24 protein-coding genes are annotated in these 21,673 nt (G+C 35.6%); 8 read left to right on the forward strand and 16 right to left on the reverse strand.

Annotation, left to right across the window (positions count from 1 at the left end; translation table 11 throughout):
• The first annotated feature begins 35 nt into the window (after positions 1 to 35).
• From pheT to rpsI, 5 genes are all read left to right on the forward strand, one after another.
• Positions 36 to 2,441: a phenylalanine--tRNA ligase subunit beta gene (gene pheT / locus N5909_RS02150; RefSeq protein ID WP_271630712.1), complete on the forward strand. Its 2,406-nt coding sequence runs from the start codon at positions 36 to 38 to the stop codon at positions 2,439 to 2,441.
• Positions 2,442 to 2,679: 238 nt separating this feature from the next.
• Complete coding sequence (locus N5909_RS02155) at positions 2,680 to 3,573, forward strand: ABC transporter ATP-binding protein (RefSeq protein WP_000895284.1); 894 nt, start codon at positions 2,680 to 2,682, stop codon at positions 3,571 to 3,573.
• Positions 3,570 to 4,769 carry an ABC transporter permease gene (locus tag N5909_RS02160; RefSeq protein WP_049547082.1) on the forward strand — a complete coding sequence of 400 codons (1,200 nt, stop codon included), beginning with the start codon at positions 3,570 to 3,572 and terminating at the stop codon, positions 4,767 to 4,769. The genes N5909_RS02155 and N5909_RS02160 overlap by 4 nt, the downstream gene beginning before the upstream one ends.
• A gap of 215 nt (positions 4,770 to 4,984) precedes the next feature.
• Positions 4,985 to 5,431: a 50S ribosomal protein L13 gene (gene rplM / locus N5909_RS02165; RefSeq protein WP_001044624.1), complete on the forward strand. Its 447-nt coding sequence runs from the start codon at positions 4,985 to 4,987 to the stop codon at positions 5,429 to 5,431.
• A gap of 18 nt (positions 5,432 to 5,449) precedes the next feature.
• A complete protein-coding gene (gene rpsI / locus N5909_RS02170) occupies positions 5,450 to 5,842 on the forward strand; it encodes a 30S ribosomal protein S9 (RefSeq protein WP_000075964.1) in 393 nt (130 codons plus the stop codon).
• Positions 5,843 to 6,101: 259 nt separating this feature from the next.
• Here the strand turns inward: rpsI and N5909_RS02175 are convergent, their stop codons facing one another.
• The 7 genes from N5909_RS02175 to N5909_RS02205 all read right to left on the reverse strand — a co-directional run bounded on the left by N5909_RS02175 (position 6,102) and on the right by N5909_RS02205 (position 10,997).
• On the reverse strand, positions 6,102 to 7,319 hold the full coding sequence (locus N5909_RS02175) for a site-specific integrase (protein WP_192856270.1): 1,218 nt from the start codon (positions 7,317 to 7,319) through the stop codon (positions 6,102 to 6,104).
• Between the two features lie 65 nt (positions 7,320 to 7,384).
• Positions 7,385 to 7,648 carry a helix-turn-helix domain-containing protein gene (locus tag N5909_RS02180; protein ID WP_048765067.1) on the reverse strand — a complete coding sequence of 88 codons (264 nt, stop codon included), beginning with the start codon at positions 7,646 to 7,648 and terminating at the stop codon, positions 7,385 to 7,387.
• Positions 7,639 to 8,238, reverse strand: a complete 600-nt coding sequence (locus N5909_RS02185; protein WP_048765065.1) for a replication protein — start codon at positions 8,236 to 8,238, stop codon at positions 7,639 to 7,641. Before N5909_RS02185 ends, N5909_RS02180 begins: the two co-directional genes overlap by 10 nt.
• A 91-nt stretch (positions 8,239 to 8,329) precedes the next feature.
• Positions 8,330 to 8,971 (reverse strand): hypothetical protein, encoded by a 642-nt coding sequence (locus N5909_RS02190; protein ID WP_084861955.1) that lies wholly within the window; start codon positions 8,969 to 8,971, stop codon positions 8,330 to 8,332.
• Entirely contained in the window at positions 8,971 to 10,056 is a 1,086-nt protein-coding gene (locus N5909_RS02195; protein WP_048765060.1) for an AAA family ATPase, read from the reverse strand. Before N5909_RS02195 ends, N5909_RS02190 begins: the two co-directional genes overlap by 1 nt.
• Positions 10,056 to 10,370, reverse strand: coding sequence for a hypothetical protein (locus N5909_RS02200; protein ID WP_048765057.1), 315 nt, complete (start codon positions 10,368 to 10,370; stop codon positions 10,056 to 10,058). The genes N5909_RS02195 and N5909_RS02200 overlap by 1 nt, the downstream gene beginning before the upstream one ends.
• Positions 10,371 to 10,469: 99 nt before the next feature.
• A complete protein-coding gene (locus tag N5909_RS02205; protein ID WP_048765055.1) occupies positions 10,470 to 10,997 on the reverse strand; it encodes a hypothetical protein in 528 nt (175 codons plus the stop codon).
• Between the two features lie 279 nt (positions 10,998 to 11,276).
• Between N5909_RS02205 and N5909_RS02210 the strand changes: the two genes are divergently transcribed.
• Positions 11,277 to 12,599 carry a hypothetical protein gene (locus N5909_RS02210; RefSeq protein ID WP_048765052.1) on the forward strand — a complete coding sequence of 441 codons (1,323 nt, stop codon included), beginning with the start codon at positions 11,277 to 11,279 and terminating at the stop codon, positions 12,597 to 12,599.
• A 292-nt stretch (positions 12,600 to 12,891) separates the two neighbouring features.
• Positions 12,892 to 14,619 (forward strand): ATP-dependent nuclease, encoded by a 1,728-nt coding sequence (locus N5909_RS02215; RefSeq protein WP_271630713.1) that lies wholly within the window; start codon positions 12,892 to 12,894, stop codon positions 14,617 to 14,619.
• Between the two features lie 539 nt (positions 14,620 to 15,158).
• On the opposite strand, the gene N5909_RS02220 is transcribed toward N5909_RS02215, so the two are convergent.
• From N5909_RS02220 to N5909_RS02260, 9 genes are all read right to left on the reverse strand, one after another.
• Positions 15,159 to 16,208, reverse strand: a complete 1,050-nt coding sequence (locus N5909_RS02220) for a site-specific integrase (protein WP_153220439.1) — start codon at positions 16,206 to 16,208, stop codon at positions 15,159 to 15,161.
• A gap of 92 nt (positions 16,209 to 16,300) precedes the next feature.
• Positions 16,301 to 16,480, reverse strand: coding sequence for a helix-turn-helix domain-containing protein (locus tag N5909_RS02225; protein WP_000248036.1), 180 nt, complete (start codon positions 16,478 to 16,480; stop codon positions 16,301 to 16,303).
• Between the two features lie 33 nt (positions 16,481 to 16,513).
• Positions 16,514 to 17,158 carry a replication protein gene (locus N5909_RS02230; protein WP_271630714.1) on the reverse strand — a complete coding sequence of 215 codons (645 nt, stop codon included), beginning with the start codon at positions 17,156 to 17,158 and terminating at the stop codon, positions 16,514 to 16,516.
• A gap of 336 nt (positions 17,159 to 17,494) precedes the next feature.
• Entirely contained in the window at positions 17,495 to 18,217 is a 723-nt protein-coding gene (locus tag N5909_RS02235) for an ATP-binding cassette domain-containing protein (protein WP_228113512.1), read from the reverse strand.
• Positions 18,218 to 18,220: 3 nt separating this feature from the next.
• On the reverse strand, positions 18,221 to 18,772 hold the full coding sequence (locus N5909_RS02240; protein ID WP_153220437.1) for a hypothetical protein: 552 nt from the start codon (positions 18,770 to 18,772) through the stop codon (positions 18,221 to 18,223).
• Positions 18,773 to 18,782: 10 nt separating this feature from the next.
• Positions 18,783 to 19,163 carry a hypothetical protein gene (locus N5909_RS02245; RefSeq protein ID WP_125395214.1) on the reverse strand — a complete coding sequence of 127 codons (381 nt, stop codon included), beginning with the start codon at positions 19,161 to 19,163 and terminating at the stop codon, positions 18,783 to 18,785.
• A gap of 170 nt (positions 19,164 to 19,333) precedes the next feature.
• Positions 19,334 to 19,936: a hypothetical protein gene (locus tag N5909_RS02250; protein WP_125395215.1), complete on the reverse strand. Its 603-nt coding sequence runs from the start codon at positions 19,934 to 19,936 to the stop codon at positions 19,334 to 19,336.
• A gap of 105 nt (positions 19,937 to 20,041) precedes the next feature.
• Complete coding sequence (locus N5909_RS02255) at positions 20,042 to 20,482, reverse strand: hypothetical protein (protein WP_153220435.1); 441 nt, start codon at positions 20,480 to 20,482, stop codon at positions 20,042 to 20,044.
• Entirely contained in the window at positions 20,469 to 20,729 is a 261-nt protein-coding gene (locus tag N5909_RS02260; protein WP_001196275.1) for a hypothetical protein, read from the reverse strand. The genes N5909_RS02255 and N5909_RS02260 overlap by 14 nt, the downstream gene beginning before the upstream one ends.
• A gap of 141 nt (positions 20,730 to 20,870) precedes the next feature.
• Here N5909_RS02260 and N5909_RS02265 point away from each other — a divergent pair, with 141 nt between their 5' ends.
• Complete coding sequence (locus N5909_RS02265; protein ID WP_000111944.1) at positions 20,871 to 21,191, forward strand: helix-turn-helix domain-containing protein; 321 nt, start codon at positions 20,871 to 20,873, stop codon at positions 21,189 to 21,191.
• The last annotated feature ends 482 nt before the right edge of the window (positions 21,192 to 21,673 follow it).

Consider the following 21,673-nt stretch of genomic DNA (forward strand, 5'->3'; position numbering starts at 1 on the left):
CTAGAGTGACAACTGTCATTCTGGAGAACTAAATTATGCTTGTATCTTATAAATGGTTAAAAGAATTGGTGGATATTGATGTGCCATCACAAGAGTTGGCTGAGAAAATGTCAACTACAGGGATCGAGGTAGAAGGTGTCGAATCACCGGCTGCTGGTCTCTCAAAAATTGTCGTCGGTGAGGTCTTGTCTTGTGAAGATGTGCCAGAAACTCACCTCCATGTTTGTCAGGTTAACGTTGGCGAAGAAGAAGCCCGTCAAATTGTCTGTGGTGCACCGAATGTGCGTGCTGGTATCAAGGTTATGGTGGCTCTTCCAGGAGCTCGCATCGCTGACAACTACAAAATCAAAAAAGGAAAAATCCGTGGTTTAGAGTCACTTGGGATGATCTGTTCACTTGGTGAATTGGGAATTTCTGACTCAGTTGTACCTAAGGAATTCGCAGATGGCATCCAAATCTTGCCAGAAAATGCCGTTCCTGGGGATGAAGTCTTCTCATATCTAGACTTGGATGATGAAATCATCGAACTTTCTATCACACCCAACCGTGCAGATGCCCTTTCTATGCGTGGAGTGGCTCACGAAGTGGCAACCATCTATGATAAGGCAGTCAACTTTAAAGAATTTACTCTTTCAGAAACTGACCAAGCTGCAGCAGATGCTCTTTCTGTAGGTATTGAGACAGACAAGGCGCCTTACTATGCAGCTCGTATCTTGGACAATGTTACTATCGCACCAAGTCCACAATGGTTGCAAAACCTTCTTATGAATGAAGGTATCCGTCCTATTAACAACGTGGTGGACGTGACAAACTACATCCTGCTCTACTTTGGTCAACCAATGCATGCTTTTGACTTGGATACCTTTGAAGGGAGTGACATCCGTGTGCGTGAAGCGCGTGCTGGTGAAAAATTGGTGACCTTGGATGGTGAAGAACGTGACTTGGAAACAAATGACCTAGTCATCACTGTCGCAGACAAGCCAGTAGCTCTTGCAGGTGTTATGGGTGGTCAAGCGACAGAAATCTCTGAAAAGTCTAGTCGTGTTGTCCTTGAAGCTGCTGTTTTCAATGGCAAATCTATCCGTAAGACCAGCGGTCGCCTTAACCTTCGTTCAGAATCGTCTTCTCGCTTTGAAAAAGGTATCAATGTGGCAACTGTTAACGAAGCTCTTGATGCGGCGGCTAGCATGATTGCAGAACTTGCAGGTGCGACGGTGCGCAAAGGCATCGTTTCAGCGGGTGAGCTTGATACCTCTGATGTGGAAGTTTCTTCAACTCTTGCTGATGTTAACCGTGTCCTTGGTACAGAACTTTCTTACGCGGATGTAGAAGACGTCTTCCGCCGTCTTGGCTTTGATCTTTCTGGAAATGCAGACAGCTTTACAGTCAGCGTCCCACGTCGTCGTTGGGATATCACAATCGAGGCAGATCTCTTTGAAGAAATTGCTCGTATCTATGGATATGACCGCTTGCCAACCAGCCTTCCAAAAGACGATGGTACAGCAGGTGAATTGACTGCGACACAAAAACTTCGCCGCCAAGTTCGTACCATTGCTGAAGGGGCAGGTTTGACAGAAATCATCACCTACGCTCTAACAACTCCTGAAAAAGCAGTTGAGTTCACAGCTCAACCAAGTAACCTTACGGAACTTATGTGGCCAATGACAGTGGACCGTTCTGTCCTCTGTCAAAATATGATTTCTGGTATCCTTGATACAGTTGCTTACAATGTGGCTCGTAAGAACAAAAACTTGGCACTTTACGAGATCGGAAAAGTCTTTGAACAAACAGGCAATCCAAAAGAAGAACTTCCAAATGAGATTAATAGCTTTGCCTTTGCCTTGACAGGCTTGGTTGCTGAAAAAGATTTCCAAACAGCAGCAGTTCCAGTTGATTTCTTCTATGCTAAAGGAATCCTTGAAGCATTATTTACTCGCTTGGGACTAGAAGTGACCTATACGGCAACATCTGAAATCGCTAGCCTTCACCCAGGTCGTACCGCTATGATTTCACTCGGTGACCAAGTTCTTGGTTTCCTTGGTCAAGTACACCCAGTCACTGCTAAGGCCTACGATATTCCAGAAACGTATGTGGCTGAGCTCAACCTTTCAGCCATCGAAACTGCCCTTAAACCAGCTACTCCATTTGTGGAAATCACAAAATTCCCAGCAGTTAGCCGTGACGTTGCCCTCCTTCTCAAGGCAGAAGTGACTCACCAAGAAGTTGTGGACGCGATCCAAGCTGCCGGCGTGAAACGTTTGACAGATATCAAACTCTTTGACGTCTTCTCAGGTGAGAAATTGGGACTTGGTATGAAGTCAATGGCTTATAGCTTGACTTTCCAAAATCCAGAAGACAGCTTAACGGACGAAGAAGTCGCACGCTACATGGAAAAAATCCAAGCGTCTCTCGAAGAAAAAGTCAATGCAGAAGTGCGTTAAAGTATCAATCCATCCTTCGGGGTGGATTTTTGCTTTTTAAATAACAATTCAGGATCAAAAATAGACAGTTGAGGAACAGAGAAGATAAATTGGAGTTTACCACGGTATAATGGATTTATCACTAAAAACGCTCCATGCCATATTTTACATAGCATTAGCCTTATAAAAATGGACAGAAATTATTGTAAAGGCTATCAAAAAGGAGTATAATGAGTGCAAGACATTTCGGAGGTGAAAGATGCTAGAAGTAAGAAGTCTAGAGAAAAGTTTTGGACCTAAGCAAGTTTTGTTTGGTATTGACTTTCAAGCGCGACCAGGTCGTATTTTGGGATTAGTCGGGAAAAACGGTGCTGGGAAGACAACGATTTTCCACAGTATTTTGAAGTTTTTAGAATACCAAGGAGAAATTAGTCTGGATAATCAGGATATTCGACAAGAGACCTACGCTCGGATTGGCTATCTGCCTGAAGAACGCAGCCTCATGCCTAAATTGACAGTCCTTGAACAAGTTCGTTACTTGGCGACTCTAAAAGGTATGGATGCCAAGGAGATCAAGGAAAAACTCCCTCAATGGATGAAGAGGTTGGAAGTGAAAGGGAAGCTGACTGATAAAATCAAGAGTCTGTCAAAAGGAAATCAGCAGAAGATTCAGCTCATTATTACTCTGATTCATGAGCCAGACTTGATTATCTTGGATGAGCCTTTCAGTGGATTGGACCCGGTCAATACAGAATTGCTCAAGCAAGTCATCTTTCAGGAAAAAGAGCGCGGAGCAACCATTATCTTTTCTGACCATGTCATGACCAACGTCGAGGAGCTTTGTGACGATATTCTCATGATCCGAGATGGCCGTGTGGTCTTGCATGGGCCAGTTCAGGATGTTCGCAATCAATACGGGAAAACGCGTCTCTTTGTTTCAAGTGAACGAAGCAAGGAAGAATTGGAAAACCTTCCTCATGTCAAACAGGTGAGCTTGACCAAGCAAGGCAGTTGGAAATTGATTTTGGAGGATGAGAGCGCTGGAAGGGAGCTCTTCCCAATCTTGACTCAGGGGCAATATATCGCAACCTTTGACCAGCAAGCGCCAACAATTGATGAAATCTTTAAACTAGAATCAGGGGTGGAAGTATGAGAAATATGTGGGTTGTAATGAAGGAAACCTATCTTCGACATGTCAAATCGTGGAGTTTCTTCTTTATGGTGATTTCGCCGTTCCTCTTTTTAGCCTTATCTGTAGGAATTGGCTATCTCCAAGGATCTTCTATGGCTCAGAGTGGCAAGATAGCAGTAGTCAGCACTGTTCCAGCTGTGACAGACAGTCTTAAATCTACCAATGGTCTCAATTTTGATTATCAGGATGAAGCAAGTGCTCAAGCTGCTATCAAGGATGAAAAATTAAAAGGCTATCTGACCATTGACCAAGAGGATAGTGTCTTGAAGGCAGTTTATCACGGTGAAACTTCCCTTGAGATTGCTATTAAGCTAGGAGTAACGAGCAAGTTAAATGAGCTTCAAGATCAACTCAATCGTTCGGCAGCCAATTTGTCACAAGAACAGGAAAAACGCTTGGAACAAACAGTTAACTTTACGGAGAAAATTGATGAATCCAAGGAAAATAAAAAAATGATTCAAACCTTTGCGGCCGCAGGGCTTGGTTTATTTCTTTATATGATTTTGATTACCTATGCTAGTGTCACTGCTCAGGAAGTGGCTAGCGAGAAAGGAACCAAAATTATGGAGGTGGTCTTCTCTAGTATCCGAGCTAGTCATTATTTCTACGCTCGCATGCTAGCTCTGCTTCTTGTGATTTTGACCCATATTGGCATTTACGTCGTGGGTGGACTTGCTGCCATTCTTCTCTTTAAAGACCTACCAATCTTGGCACAATCTGGTATTTTAAACCATATAGGAGAGGCTTTCTCGCTCAACACCTTATTGTTTGTCTTGGTTAGCCTCTTTATGTACGTTGTTTTAGCAGCCTTCCTAGGTTCTATGGTTTCTCGTCCTGAGGACTCAGGAAAAGCCTTGTCGCCTTTGATGATTTTGATTATAGGTGGTTTTTTTGGAGTGACAGCTCTAGGTGCAGCTGGTGACAATCTCATCTTGAAGATTGGTTCATATATTCCCTTTATTTCGACTTTCTTCATGCCGTTTAGAGCTATTAATGGCTATGCAAATGGGTTAGAAGCTTGGATTTCGCTTGCTATTACGATTGCTTTTGCAGTAACGGCAACAGTCTTTATCGGACGTATGTATGCTAGCCTCGTTCTGCAAACAGATGATTTAGGTCCTTGGAAAACCTTTAAACGTGCCTTATCTTATAAATAGAAGAGCCTCGCGAAAGCGAGGTTTTTTAGAGATAAAAAGAGTGGAATTCAGAAAAATATTTTTCATATCTATTGACTTTTAGGGGTGAAATTTGGTATTATAGTAGGCGGTATTGTTTACCCCATTTGAAAGGCCCCGGAACCTTCCAAATACTTTTCGATGGGAAGGAACACCCATCACCGTAAACAAAAATCGAACTATATATAGGAGAAATCATGAACAAAACAACATTTATGGCTAAACCAGGCCAAGTTGAACGTAAATGGTACGTAGTTGACGCAACTGATGTGCCACTTGGACGTCTTTCTGCAGTAGTTGCTAGCGTACTTCGCGGAAAAAACAAACCAACATTTACACCACACACTGATACAGGTGACTTTGTGATTGTTATCAATGCTGAAAAAGTTAAATTGACTGGTAAAAAAGCAACTGATAAAATCTACTACACTCACTCAAACCACCCAGGTGGATTGAAACAAATCTCTGCAGGTGAACTTCGTTCTAAAAATGCAGTACGTTTGATCGAGAAATCAGTTAAAGGTATGCTTCCACACAATACTCTTGGACGCGCTCAAGGTATGAAGTTGAAAGTATTTGTTGGAGCTGAGCACACTCACGCTGCACAACAACCAGAAGTTCTTGATATTTCAGGACTTATCTAAGGAAAGGAACAATAAAGTATGTCACAAGCACAATATGCAGGTACTGGACGTCGTAAAAACGCTGTTGCACGCGTTCGCCTTGTTCCAGGAACTGGTAAAATCACTGTTAACAAAAAAGATGTTGAAGAGTACATCCCACACGCTGACCTTCGTCTTGTAATCAACCAACCATTCGCAGTTACTTCAACTGCAGGTTCATACGATGTTTTCGTTAACGTTGTAGGTGGTGGATACGCAGGTCAATCAGGAGCTATCCGTCACGGTATCGCTCGTGCCCTTCTTCAAGTAGACCCAGACTTCCGCGATTCATTGAAACGCGCAGGACTTCTTACACGTGACTCACGTAAAGTTGAACGTAAGAAACCAGGTCTTAAGAAAGCTCGTAAAGCATCACAATTTAGTAAACGTTAATTCGAGAGAATTACTATACTTACAAAGAGCACCTTTCGGGGTGTTCTTTTTGTACTTTCTTACTAAATTGGTGCAATTGACACAGTTGTTGCGACTTTAGTCGCTTACAAATGTGGCTGCAACATGACGAAGTCAGTTGCCTCAAAACGTTAATCAATACGATTATATCAACGTTTCAAAGCACTCAAGAGTTTACCTCATGGGTGCTTTTTTAGCGATTTTTTAAAAAGTTCACCTCAAAATTTACCTTATTTTTACCTTATTGTTTCAGAGATTTTAAGGCGAACTCACCAACTGCCATAGGAACTACATTAGAAGTATTGACATAAATCTGAGTTGTTCCAGTGTCACTATGAGTCAGAGCTTCGGAAATGGCTTCTAAGCTCATTCCTGCTTGTTTCGCCAGTGTTGCTCCTGTATGACGTAGTTTGTGTGGCGTAGCGTGTGTAAGCTCTGGGTGTCGCTTTCTAATGCTTTTCATCTTATTATTGAGATAGTCAGAATGTAAGGGTTTATTAATATTCCCTCTGGTATCTATATAAGTGAAGATGAATTGTTCTGGATTACTGATGATACCAAACTTTGCCAATTCATATTTTTGTTGTTTTTTCCATAAAGTCAGAAGTTGAAGTAAGTCGCTAGAAATAGAAAAGATAGTTTTTTTATTTCCTTTAGTAGATTTTACTTGTCCGTATCTATCTAAAGCCTGAATTAACTGAATCTGAGATTTTGAAAAGTCGATATGTTTCCACTGGAGAGCATATGTTTCTGATTTTCTATCTCCAAGAAAAAAAGTGAGATAAAAAAGGACGTAATCTTTGAGTGATATTTTATCGTTCTCTAAATCTTCTTTAAAAGCTGAGAACCATTCTTGGAGTTGCTCATGAGTTAAATATAAATCTTCATCACGTTTTGATTCTGCAAGTTGAATTTTTCTGACAGCTTTAATTCGTCTTAAAGTTTTTGCAACTCTATTTGCTTCAATATACTCAAGTTCTTCCGCCCAATCAAAAATAGAAATAACGTAACTTCGTAAAGTTTTGAAGTTTGCATATTCGTTAGCTTTAGATGTCATTAGATTTAGGATAACTTGCTTATTTTGATTTAGAAACTGTATCGTATAGTTTCCGAGAAGTGGTAGTATATGTTTTTCAAAACAGGTTTTGGTATTAGCGATTGTTGACCTGCTTGGTGGTTTTGAAGTAGATGTAGTTTGTCCTGTTTTATAGGAGTCCCACCAGATATTGTTATAGAAGTCTGAGAAAAGAATATCTCCTTTCGATAGTCCTGTAAATTCATTATCTTCTATTTGATTTAACTTAGTAAGCAGGTCAATTTCTGCTTGTCGTGCCTCCTTTCTTGTTTTAAACCTTTTATCATAATAATTATTATTAACGATGCCAAGAGGCATTCGTGCTTCTATTGGTATATAGACTTTTAAGCGGTAAGTTCCGTTTTTTGTCTTACTGATAGTCATGATATTCTCCTTTATATCGAACCAGAAAATATCATGACCATTATAAAATAAAAATCTTGATTTTTCTAGTTGTTACCGTTTAGCCAGCAGTCAATAGAGTCTTTGTGGAATCGAATTGTTTTTCCAATTTTGATGGATGGAAGCCCCTTTTGAATCCATGAATCAAGAGTATTGTTGGAAATTCCCAAATAGTTGCAAGTCTGTTGTTTGTTCAAATAGGGACAACTTAAGGTATTTTTTTCTAATTGTTGTTTAATTTCTTTTTGAATAAGATTGGAGAGTAATAGTTGAATTTGATGAATTTGCTCATCTGGTAGGATTACTTGCATTTATTATCCTCCTTCTTATCTTGGTTCCTCATTGGATTGCATCGACGTGAATCCAAATACTTAGCAAAAAAGTAGGTGCGCTCAATGATAAGTCCAAGAAGTGGTGTGTGATTAGAACGTGCATACCAGACGAGTTCTTCAAACTCTGTGAAGTCATTCTGTTCAATAATATCCACAACTTCATGCATGAAATCATCTGAGTTATTTTCTACAAGAAATTTATCGAGATTAAAACCACATCCAACTTCAATATCATCTATATCATATTGAGTTTTCTCCTTATTTTCGGCATGAATGAAGTAGTCAAAAAGTCCTTTGGGTGATTGTACGATTTCTACATGAGCAGGGCCATTCAACTTGTCCTTGATTAGCTCAGAAACTTGTTTATAACTTTTGAGAGAATCAAAGAAGAAAGCCCCGTGTTTGTGAGATTTTTTCAGTTCCCCAGTTTGTCGGTTAACGTCTTTATCGTGCCAAGGACTCAGAATGAAGGGGATGTGTAGTTCTTCAAGAACTTCAAGGTAGTCAGCAGGGGCACTTTCTTTGTAAAAAAGAAATGTCCACTTGCTGGAGCGTTGTTCTTTTCCCATTTTGATATACCTTTCTGATTACTGATTACAGGATAATTGGGGGTCGTAGTAACCCCAATTATCTAGTATAATGCTAGAAGGGGCTATCTGGCTACTGCTTAACGCAAGCCATAGCCCCTTTTTGTCGTTTTTTACCAACTAACCATAGTTTATTACGAATCCGATTAGGTGCTGAAAAGTAGTAGTCAGGATGCTGACTTGAAACTTCTTCTTTCAGTTGAGAGGTCATGTCACCCAAAATTTTTTGTCCCTGCTGATCTTTAGGAACTTTGACAAAAACTGTTACATCGTCTTTTCGTATGTCTACGATACTCTTGTGTGCACAGCGATTAAAACTACTATTTATGGGATTGAAGGTAGTTATATTCTGATTGTCAATCGTGGTTATTTTTTCTGATTTTTCACGTTGCGTTAGAAACTGACGAAGTTTGAATGTAAAGTATACGGATTTAAAATAGTTTAATAGACTATCAAATCGAAATCGATTCAGAATTTCAAACATTACAGAAACAACTAGTGTAAGTAGAAGGAAGGACATTGCTGTATAAGAATACTTGCTTCCAAAATCTAAATAGCTATTGAACTGGGAAAGGTCGAAAAAACTAAGAGGATTTAGTTTAAACTGATTTGATAGAAAATCCAGAGACCATTCTATAAATCCTGCTAGAAATGAAACTAAAATTAGATTGATATTGAGGTTGAATGTCCTCATGAAGTAAGATTTTTTCACCATTAAAGAATTCCTTTCTTTGTGTAATATGTTGGGCATAGTAGTGGAAGAACCTGATAAGGATGTTCGTTATCAATCACTTGAATCAGACCTGTTCCATGACCAATAGGGATAACGATACCTTCTGGGTCGAGGTCGGGAAATAGAAATTGTGTCGTCTTCTTGTTAATGTTGCCAATCTGGATGAGGACATTAAGTTGTTCACGAACAGAAATGGGAATCGTAGTGTGGTCGAGTCTTTGTGAAATAAGTAATAAATGAATCCTTGTAGCACGTCCAAGAAGTGCGATAGAAGATAAGAGTGAGAAAAACGATTCTTTAATCGTCTTATTGACTCCCTCGGATAATGCAAGAACTTCATCAATCACAATTGTCATATGAGTGAACTCATGACGTGGATTCTCGTATAGGATTGCTTGACGTTTTTGAATCAGTTCTAGACATTGACTTAATTTCTCATTAATTTCTGATACAAAATCGGACTTAGACCGATTTTCAACGGGATGAATCACGGCAATTTGATGTTCACGAGCCCAACGACTAGGCGTATCAAATTTTGGGTCTACGATAATTAAATCAGATTGATTTTTGAGTACACTCAGTAGATAGGTAAGAGCATAAGATTTACCCGACCCACTATTTCCACAGATTGCAATGTGATTGACCTTATCAAGATTAAGCGTAAAATTTTCCATAATTGGAATTTGATTTTTGGGCAAACTTGTTGTATATCTATCAAGGTCAGGAATGACCAATCGTTTTGAAATTCCCACCTTCCACGGAAAGAAGAGTCCTCGCTGAACATGGATATCATCCGTTTTTAGAGGGACAAAGTATGTTGCATTTTGCTTCAATAAAGTATAATGTGGGTATAGGGATGCGTTAGCAATCAAGAAAATTTTATTATAGAGTTCATCATCTAAAATATAGGCACAGGGAAGCCGTGGGATGAAGATGAAACCGTTTTCTTGAATGGCAATGTTAAAACTGTTTGTATAACTTGTTTCGCCTTGCATCAAGGCTCCAAGAGCCATATTAAGGCTCTGGAGCAAGTATGATTGCAAGACGGCATCTGTTTTAGATACCATTATTTAACCTCCTTAATGCCATCAGCTTTAAAGTAAACGTTATAGTTCATCTCACATGCTTGTAGATTATCAAACTGTACCAATGCCATATAAGGTGGTAGCTCCACTTCAGCTTCGAATTTGACGGTGAAGGGCGGAAGTCCTTTTTGTGAGAACCAAGCTTTATAAGCGATAATTTCTCCTGTTGGTTGACCGTCTTCAAATTTAATTTGTGCTTCTAGTTCGGTACTTAAGCAGAGAATGCCCTGCTTGTTGTCAATATATTCATTGGCAGTATTGACTGAGTAGCCACGTTTGCGATTGCATGTTTTCATTAGATTTACCTCGTGTTTAATTATTTGTCTTAGCTAAGAACAATTTTAGTTTAACGTAATTTCATGAAGTAGACTGTCAGTTTTCCTGACAGTCTACTTTTAAATTTTTGGTATGAGACAGGCTAATTCGGATAACCAATAAGTTAATTTCTCAGCTATTTGATGCGAAGTTTCTTCCTCTGGGAAATCTGAAATAAAGCTTGATAAGGAGTCTAGAAAAATTTCTTTATTTTTTTCAATGATTTGCGCTACTTCTTTCTTTGAGACATTAGAAAATTTTTTTGCTATTAACTTTTTTAGAAAAGTATTTTCAAACGTAGGATCTATCAAAATTGTAGATATTATATTTTCAATTAGTAGTAGTTCGAATTCAATACTCGGGAAAAATAGTTCCCTTGGATTTTTATAATCTAAACTGGTTTGAAAAGCTAACGAAGCATTAAAACTAATATTTCTTTTTCCTTTGATTATTTGCCCAACAGTTGTTTCTGATAAAAGTTCAAGTTCTCCCTCAGGAGTTTCGTAACCTATTTGGTTTTGTAATATTTGTAATTCTTTAAGTCGTTTATGGATTGATTGTCCGAGTAGCTTACAATATAATTCCTCTATTACACTTTTATATGCCATTTTACTTCCTTTCCGTCCTTGGACGGAAGAGAAACACAGTCGTTTACCGAGCTAAGTATGAAAAAAACACACCAAAGAAACGGTGAAACATTTGACATAGCGAATACCTGAAGATGTAGCTATGTTCTGAGTTTCAATCCGTCCTTTGGTGCACCTTTGGACTTCATAATTTTCCATTGAAATATGGATAATTACATTATAAAGTGAAAAACGTGGTATAATTAAGGTAATTTTTATAAAATAACAACTAAAAAACACCACGTTTTAAAAAGGAAGAGTATGATTTTTAAAAGGACAAAGAAGTATTTTATTGATTGCGCTTCATTGAGGCTAGATTCTAAAATTAGAATTATAAATGAGGAACGTAAGTCAAGGGCTTCAACAGAATATTACTGGTATACAGGTCAAGAAAAGAAAGTAAATAAGAAATATAAAAAACTTACGAATAGAGAGATTTCTTCAAGCAATTCGCCGTTAATTAGTCTTATTAGAAGAGGGATGGTAACCTCAAAGAATCCATATCTTTATACTCCTAATACAATAGAAGATGTTTTGAATAATTGCAAGTTGGATGAATATGGCACAAAATTAGGTTTAGTTAGTAATGAAAAAAAGAAATATATAGCGCGTAATATAATGTTTAAATCTTATGATGAAATTTGCTTTGGTGATTATTCCGAACATTGGAAACTCACATCTTTCCTATCATCTATTATTATTTTAGATATTCTTTTTGAATCTTATGATGAAAATCTATGGAGAATAGTTTTAGGATATATGCCACTTAATATTGAATTTGAAAAAATAAGATTAGACGTTGTTGATGTTCAAAAAGTATATGGTATACTTTTTGAAGAGCATTATGAATTATTTATGACAGGGATTTTTCGGGCTACAGAAAAAGTTCTTAATGTTAGTACCTTATTTTGGAAATTTTATGAAGAATGTGTAAAAAATGAATCAAAAAACATTAATAAAATAGCATTTATTGATGTTTATCTGAACGAATTTTACAATGAAATTTTAAAGAAAAAAATAGATAAATTCATTAATGATGGCAGTTATTACGGTTATAAAGAAAAATATATTCATGAAAATAATACTTATCAAAGTTTAGAATCAATAATTTCAATTCAACAGGAGATGCGTTTGTACCAAGGTGATATGGAATCAGTTGAAATTAGAAAGAAATATGGAAATAAGGTATGGGATGATAATTTGCTAAATGTTCTAAATAAGGATAACATTGATGATGTTTTGGGTAAGTATACTGATGAATATTTAGATTATGAAGATATAGATGCCATATACGCGACATACATATTAGAACTGACAGAAAAATTACTTCATTTAATGAGTAGTTTCCAAAGTTTTAGAGAGGAAGATTCTCATTGGCAAGGTAATTATTTAGGTTATGTCAAAAAATACCAATATGGCAATGAGATCTTAAAATATATTCAAACAGGAGATAAAGAGCTCCTGAGACCCTTGATTTATGAAAGCTTACAAAGGGGAAACAATGGATTTGCAAGAGAAAGATATTTTATAAAAAGACATCCAGATAGCTATTTAGCTCGAGAAATAAGAAAAATTTATGAATAATTATGTCCAATATGTTTATAGAAAACAATAAAATTGCCTATTTAACTCTCTAGACAGAAACTAAACATATGTTTTAGGTTACCAATATAATAGTAATTACAGGATTTATTAGTATTAAAAATAATAATTATAATTATAATGTATTAAGAAATTAGATAAGTCTTTTAACTGGAAATAAATTGACGGCTAATTTAAGAAGTTGTATAATTCTAAGGAATTTAATCTATTCGAAGATAGATAGTTAGAAAGCTGTATTTCTTTCAATAGAAATAAAATTGAAATAAGACAAAACATGAAGAAACTAAAAGAAATTAAGATATCAAATTATAAGAATATAGGCCATCAAGTAGTTGGTTTTGACACAATAAGTAATTTTAATATTTTGGTTGGTCAAAATAATATTGGAAAATCTACACTCCTACAAGCTCTTGACATATTGGTAAACAAAGAAGAGTCACAAGTGGGATTAACAAATCAAACTAAAATACAGTTTACATTTATTCCAACCGAAGACGATATAAGACGAGTATTTTCAGCAAATACATCTGGAGGATATATTGGAGGAAACTATTTTGAATTTGGAAGTCAGTTTATCGGAAAAAAGATAACATTTAATTACTCGCCTATTAATACTATAGGAGAGGAACAGATTCACTTGCTGAAGATTGAGAGTGCTTCAACTGAGCTGATGCAAAAATGTCAAAATGTTGAGCAATTTGTTGATTTAGGAACAAATTATTTATCCAAACTGCAATACCAAAAAATTATAAAATTGTCAGCTGACAGAAATCTTATACCTGAACCTCAGAGTAGTAATAAAATTGTCAAAGAGGATGGGCAAGGTGCAACCAATTTATTAAGACAATATTTGAATGTTGGAAGTCTTCCTAATGAGATAGTTGAGATAGAAATGTTGAATGCCCTTAATCTGATAATGCGACCTGAAAATCAATTTGAAAGAATTATGTGTCAAGAAATCGAGCCAACTGGACGTGATGTGACAACTTGGGAGATAATGCTTTTGAATGAAAATGGTAAGATACCAATATCTAGCTCAGGAAGCGGACTAAGGACGATACTATTAGTATTAATAAAGTTATTGTTAGAGGTCAGAGAAAGGGGGGTGAGAGTAAACGAGAGTAAGCCTGAGGTTGATGGATTTGTATTCGTTTTTGAAGAATTAGAAAACAATTTACACCCGACAATCCAAAGAAATCTTTTTGAATTTTTATATCAATGGTCTATTAAGAATAATACTCATATATTTTTAACAACGCACTCTAATGTTCCCTTGAATATGTTTAGTGGGAAACATAATGTGACGATTACTCATATAAAAAAAGAAACCGACGGAGTTGTAACGAATTCAGCGTTATCGTTTATAGAAAATGAAGATGTGTTAATGAATTTAGGAGTTAGAGCAAGTGATTTACTACAATCTAATGCTGTTATTTGGGTAGAAGGTCCATCGGATAGAATTTATTTGAATAAGTGGATTGAACTTTACTCTAAAGGCGAAATAAAAGAAAATCTACATTATCAGATTTTATTTTACGGCGGTCGATTACTTTCTCATTTAACCGGAAAAATAGGTGAGGAAAAAGAAATGATACAGCTTTTTAGAGCTAATAGACATTCAATTATTGTTATAGATAGTGATAAAACAGATTCTAAACAAAGAATTAATCGTTCAAAAGCTAGAATCAAGAACGAATTTAAAGAAAATAATTCTTTAGTTTGGGTGACGCAAGGGAAAGAGATAGAAAATTATTTATCACAAAGGTTAATAAAAGAAGTATATAGAGTAGATAAACAAATTGGGCAGTATGAAAAAATTGATGATTTTCTAAATGATGCCTCATCAAATAAAAAGTTAGGTACTTTTTATATACGAAATAAAGTAACAGAGTCAATTAAATTGGTGAAATATATGAATGAGTCTGATTTGAAAATTCTAGATTTAGAGGACCGTATAAAACAAATTGTTTATCGCATTAGATTGTGGAATGGTATGGATTAATGCGAGTCTAAATAGGTGTCATGCCAAGTGAATTGCTTTGGTCAAGGAAGAATCAATTTAAATGATTCACTTAAAATTGTTCAATATAACCAGAGTATGTGTATATAATGAAAGGTGTTACTATTGCTTTTGGATGCACGAAGAAGAAATTTATAAAAATAAGATGCAGATATTTTTGTTATCTGCATCTTATTTTGAACTTAATTAAACAATAAAGAATTAGTGAACTCGGTTGAAGTATAGAATGCAAATATAGCGAAAATCTATATAAGGTAAACTTTTGATATTCTGGTTCGATTTTTGCTTATTTTTGACGAAAGTTTACCTTATTTTGATGAAATTGATTGAAATTAGTTGAAATTTTACTTTTTGGAAACCCATGAAAACGTTGATTTTAAAGCACTTTGAAATTAGATGAAATAAGTGGTGCCCCAACCAGGTCTTAAGAAAGCCCGTAAAGCATCACAATTCTCAAAACGTTAATCAATACCTTATTATACCAACGATTATGGCACCTTTTTGGTGTCAGTTGGTGTTAATTATATTGATAAGTCGTTTAAGAGACTTAAAGCATCAGCATCTTGCTGGTGCTTTTTTTCTGGCATCAGTTCAAGATAATAGTTCTGTGTAGTTAGAATTGAATTGTGTCCGAGCCTGCGAGAAATATAATCTAGGCTAATGTCTTTTGAAAAAAGAAAAGAAGCGTGAGTGTCACGCAAACCATGAAAAGTTGTTTTGCTCAGGTCTAGTTTCTTCAAAAGTTTTTGGAGTTGGCTTGCTTGTCTGAATCCGTTCCAGTCGAAGATATAATTCTCTTTTTTATTTGCTAGAGACATTAGAGCAAAGTAGATATCTTGGTTGATAGAAATATCCCGTTTTGAGTGTTTTGTTTTTAGTTGAGTATCATCACTAATAGGACTGATTGACCTGCGTATATTGATACCATACTCAAAAATATCTTCTTTCTTCAATCCAAGTAGTTCACCTCGCCTTGCACCAGTTTCTAAGGCAAGAAGTACAAGAATATTGAACTCGTCCTCTTCTTGGTGGTCGAGGCAATATTTTCTGAGTTCCCTAAACTCAGTTACTGATAGAGGGACATTACGCTTAGGTTGTTCTTGACCTCTTGCTTTTAAGAGTGAACCAAAGTCATTTGCAATCAATCCTTTAGAGTATGCGTATTTGAGTGAACCTCTGATTTTTAAAACAAGTTCTTTGGTTGTCTTTTTGGAGTGAGTTTCAGCGTATTTATCAAGCTTTTTCTGCATGACTAAATCATCCAAGTGTTTTAGTCGCATTCCCTCAAACAGTTCGTCCACGATTACAAGAGTTCGCTTATAATTGACGAAAGTAGCTTCACGAACCTCATTCTGTTTTACAGAGTTAACCCAGTTACGATAAAAGTCAGTAAATAGGGTAGAGCGTTCAGCAATATCTTTCCCTCGTCCTTTTTCGAGTTCCATTTCAAGAGCCCATAATTCAGCGTCTTGTTTGTTAGAAAATGTTTTGGTTTCTCGTTTGTATTGTCCTTTCTTGTAGAGTGATACAGTTGCACGGAAAGAATTTCCACGTTTCGCAATAGTTGCCATTTTATCAGCCTTTCTATATGAAAAATGATTGATAAAATAGACTAGTCACATATAGCATATATGAAAAATCTCATTTTATCAATCGTTATCCATTAATCACAGTGAGATTCAATGAATCTTATAAGTTTAGATTTCAGGTAGCGTTCCTGCTTACCAATCATAAAACATTGAAAATCAGGATGATTTCTGATGTACTTGTCAAAAGATTTTGGGTCAATGCCAAGTAGTTCAGAAGCTTGTTGTCTTGTTAATAGTAATGGCTGATTAACCATAATTTACCTCTTTCTATGATATAATGAGAGGTATCAGGAGATACCATCTTCTGTGCTATCCTCATCAGACCTGCTCGCCATAGTTTGCTCTGATGAGGTTTTTGCTTTGTTTTGGGGATTGTGACGTCTTGAGTCTAAAAATTTTGTGAAAAAATAAGTCCGCTCAATGATTAGACCGAGTAGAGAATTATCATTAAATCTAGCATACCGTACTAAATCTTCAAACTCTGTAAAATTATTTTCAGTAATAACATCAATAACTGTTTCTAAAAATAGACCCGAATTGTGCTCAATCAGAAATTTATCCAATTCAAAGCCACAACCACTTTCTATTTCTTCGATATTATAAAGTGTCTTATCAGGATTTTCTGCGTGTGTGAAATAATCATACATACCTTTTGGGGACATGACTATTTCAACGTGAGCAGGTGTATTCAACTTTTCTGTTAGGAGTTCGGAAACTTGAGAATAGCTTTTAAGCGATTCAAAGAACAATGCTCCGTGCTTATGAGCCTTTTTGAACTCTCCAGTTTCCTTGTCGACATCTTTATCATGCCAAGGGCTCAAGACAAATGGGATGTGCATTTCTTCAAGAATATCAAGGTAGTTTTCAGGAGCACTATCTTGATAAAGCAAGAATGCCCACTTATTTGAACGTTTCTCTTTAGATTTTGACATTTTAGCTTCTTCCTTTTTTGATTATTGATTATTGATTCATTGGGGGTCGTAGTAGCCCCAATGAATCTTCTCTTGGGGCGTTGCCCCACAAACCCCAGCCTCTCCTGCCCGATGATAAATCATCAAACCAAGAACGCTTGCCAGCTAACAAGGGACGGGTAGTATTTTTCTTCGCTTCACTCCTTGCCTTCGGCATCGTTACGCTTGAAAAATCTCCACCCTCTAGCCCTTGCAAGCAGTCATTTTTCTGCTAATGAAGTCGTGCCGACACTATACCGATGATGCAACTTCAAAACAAGCTTACTGTCGTACCTAACAAGTGTAGCAGAAAAAACGCTAGCTATATCTTGAAAATAGCTCCTGCATCCGTTGATTTAACCGTTCCTCGTCCCTTACTTGAATCGTACGAAACATCTTGACAGGTTCCCCCTCTAGCTGAAAATATCCATATCCTCTAGGTTTTACTACAACTTCATCTTTTTCCATATCAGGAAAAAGGAGTTGCCTGTTATTCGTAGACATGAGAAAACTAGTAGATAATGAAATTATACAGTTGAAGTTATACCGACCTGGTAAATCTACCATTAAGAACCGCTGACTAGACAGAATAATTCGTAAACCTAGACTTCTACCCATACTATTCATCATCAACATTTTTGATAAAATATCTTTATGTTTCTTCTTATCAGTCTGTTCTAGATAAGCTAGGAAAGCTTGCCACTCATCAAAAATCAGGTAAAGATTATGCGAGTTTTGTTCTTGCTTATCAAGTCTAGCTTCAAAACGTTTGTAGACTGTTTCAAAAAGTTCTAAACAGTTAAAACCTCTTGCGACATGGTCACTAGTCATTGGAAACATTTCTTCATCTGATTTAAAGTCCATGAAATAAGCTTCAGCATCTGTATCATAAAATGAAATGAGACCGATAATTCTTCTTAAAAACGTACTCTTCCCCGAGCCTGATGGGCCTGCAACGACTAAGGCATAGTGTCGGTTTATATCAATAGAAACAGGAGTGGGTTGACCTCTGTTGTTGACCTCAAAAACATTATGAATCACGTTCTAAAAGTCCTCCTCCGTATGCTGGTTTTGATTTAGCATTTCATTAGCAGAAATCAACCGAACTTTAATAGCAAGGAACGGGTCGTGTTTTGCAACACTAACAACACAATCAACAGAGCCGTTAGACATCATTTTGACAGTTTGCCTTGCTTTTATTTCGAAATCTGCTAGTTCTTGACCGCTAACTGCTTTTTCAAGATGAATGTAGAAGATACCTTGAGTAATATCAGGGAATTCTACACCTTGAGTAAATTGAAGGGTAGCGATTGGAAGTTCGTTAACACCTGTTTCAGTTAGCCAATGATAGATATTAGCATACAGAGGGTTTGCAGGTACTCGTTTGCTCTGTTTATAGCTATTCCACATCATAGAGAATGCTTCTCCCTCTGTAAATACCCCGATTAACAGCAACCCACTTAAGATAAAAGGTAAAATCCAAGATAGTAGCTTATAAAAGGCAAATACAGATACTATAATAGCTAAAGCTATAAGTAGTTGGAAGTACCATTTTAGAGAAGTGATTTTTTCAAGTATTTGTTTAATTTGTTTCATAAGTTTCCCCTTAAATTACTGAAATATCTGATAGTTCGAGGACAAGGGACAAACCGATAGGCTGCTTGAACTTGTCGAAGACAAAGGCAACCTCATACTCTGGAAAGGTAAGTTCTTTACCGATTAGAGGAGTTAAGTCTTCTCCTCTATATCCCTTTAATTTGACCTTAAAGGTTGGACAATATTGTTCTTGTCCGATACTTTCGAACTTTTGGAACAGTGTAGGGTCAACAGCTGTTAAACTTGCGTAAGGGAATTCATTTTCTTTTCCCTCATTTATTACACCAGTTGTATAGTCAACTGTTTGAATGGATTTAGGAACAGTTGTTTCCCTCGTGATTTGTTTAGCGAAATCTTTAGAAGAATCGCTGACTCCGATTGATAATGCCATTTGCTTTTACCTTTGCCTTTCTGAGGAGATTTCCGCCTAATCGTTACCTCAAACATATGTAATAGGACGGTCTATATATCTTTATGAATTTATTATCTCAAAATAGGTAAGTCAAAAAATCACACTTCAAAAAAATAAAATAAAAAAAGACAGATTTTTTTCTGTCTCTATTATCTTATTGGCTTTGCACTCTTTAAAGCTTCTTTATAAAATTTTTCTTTAAAATTCTTTTTAGTTATTGATTTATCCGAATTGTAATATGCCAAATTAACTACTGAATTAATAAAGTGACTCTGCAATTTCTTATTATTATAGCCTAAGTCAGATTCAATAGAATCAATTAAAATTTTTAAGAATTTTTCACTTGTGACTGTATTATAGACAAATTCATCATTGATTTTATCTAAAGATAAGAGCTTTTCAATAAAACTACTAGAATAGGTTGTTCCATTTTTCTTTCTTGGAAAACCTATTGAATCTTTATCAAAATCTGAGAGTGTTTTATATATATTTTCATCTAATAGTTTTCTCTTTTTTCTTGACATACTTTTTTCTTGCTCGTAATGTAAGTAATTGGAAAATTCATAATTGCTAATATAGAGCAACACTCTCCGAATTTTGTGTAAGTCCGATAAATATTGAAATTCAGATTGATTCAATAGATTGTTTACCATATATTTCTTATTATCAATCTCGATAATTATGCCAGACATAGCAAAATATGAAGAAAGTAGTTTACGTTTTGTAGAGTATAAACTGTTATATTTTTTCATATGAAAATCCTCCTAAAGGTATAATATCAAAAAATTTCTTTGAATAACTCACACTTTTTAATAAAAAATATAAAAAAGCAACTCTATAAATTAGAATTGCTATAATTAATGAGCTATTTTTATAACTTTGCCATCAAAATCAGCTACTACATTAAGAAACATATTTTTGTAGGAGTTTCCCCATTTTTCTTCTGGTGTACCTTTTTCTATTTTACGATACCTATCAAGATAAATGTAATCTGTAAAATCGTTATAATAGGTTTCAAAATATTCATAGGTATTTCCTTTATATTCTATTGTGTTTTTAAAGTCTTTTCTGGTTAACTCTTCTAATATATGGTTGCCATTTTTATCATCCAAAGTAATGGATTCTTTGTATTCGAAATCTACATTGTGTAGAGTTACTATCTCTCCTTTTTTGTAAGTATGATTTTTTGAAAAGAAACCGCTATTGCTTAATAAAATTATTACTAACAGGAGAGTGGTAAGGATAGCTCCTAAAATTATACCGATGGGAAAAAGTGGCTTTTCTCTAATTATTATCATGGTTTTTCTGCTCTCTATTTTTTAGAAACTCTATTAGGTATTTTATAAGATAGAAACCTAGGATTGCAACTAAGACAAATCCAAGCAACCATAGGGCGATTGTGAGTAATCCTGATAATAACGATATAATACCACTTATAATCGAATCTCTGAATAAGTAGACTATTACTATTGGAACTAAAATTGCGCCACACCCACACCCAGCACATCCTGGCTCGTCTGCGACTTCTTGAATAAGTAATGCCATTTAAATTAAACCTCCTTATTTTATATCCTATCACAAAATTATTTAATTGTAAATATAAAATAAAAAATATATACAATATTGCATATATCTTTTTGCCAACTATTTATACAATAGTTAAAAAAGAGTAAAAGGGGATTTTTAGTGTCTGTAAAAAAATTATCTATCGGTTCTCAAATTAAGAGTTATCGTATAAAATTGAAACTTACGCAACAAGAACTTGCTGAGCGAAGCGAACTAAGTCTTCCCTTTATGAACCTTGTTGAAAATGATAAGAGAAATTTATCTGTTGAAACTTTACTAAAAATACTTGACGGCTTAGAAATTTCTCCTTCAGAGTTCTTCCTTCCTTTTTCTGAAGATATTAGTCCAGACTTATCAGAGTTAGTAGGTAAGCTACAGACAAATCAAAATTCAGACAAATATATAAATATATTTAATAACATTCTGGATATACCTAATTGAAACTGATGCAATTTTAAGTGAGAAAGAATAATTAGAAATTGATGTAGGCTTAAGTATAAAATTTGCTCTGATTGAATGGATAATCTTTGATGAATGAAAAACTATCTCGAAATCGAGATAGCTGACTAGTCTATTTTACGGTGTTAATTGGTGTTAATTTTATCCAGAGCAGAGGATTTTAATCCATTTTCATGGAAATTTCAAGTTCTAAAATATTGATATAGAGGGATTTGTTTAGATAGAGTATCCATAGTTTATAGTATAAAAATTCTCAAAACGTTAATCAATACGATTATATCAACGTTTACAGACATTCAAGAATTTTCTCTTGGATGTCTTTTTTTGTCTAAAAATCGAGAGTTCACCCCAAAATTTCCACCATTGATTTATTAAAGTGATTTTTTGGATCATTTTATCGAAGGGGAGAGATTTCTCATAATGTGACTTTGCGAGCTCAGAGTCTGTATACACACATTCCCAAA

The organism is Streptococcus gwangjuensis (assembly GCF_028156745.1).
Taxonomy (GTDB): domain Bacteria; phylum Bacillota; class Bacilli; order Lactobacillales; family Streptococcaceae; genus Streptococcus; species Streptococcus gwangjuense_A.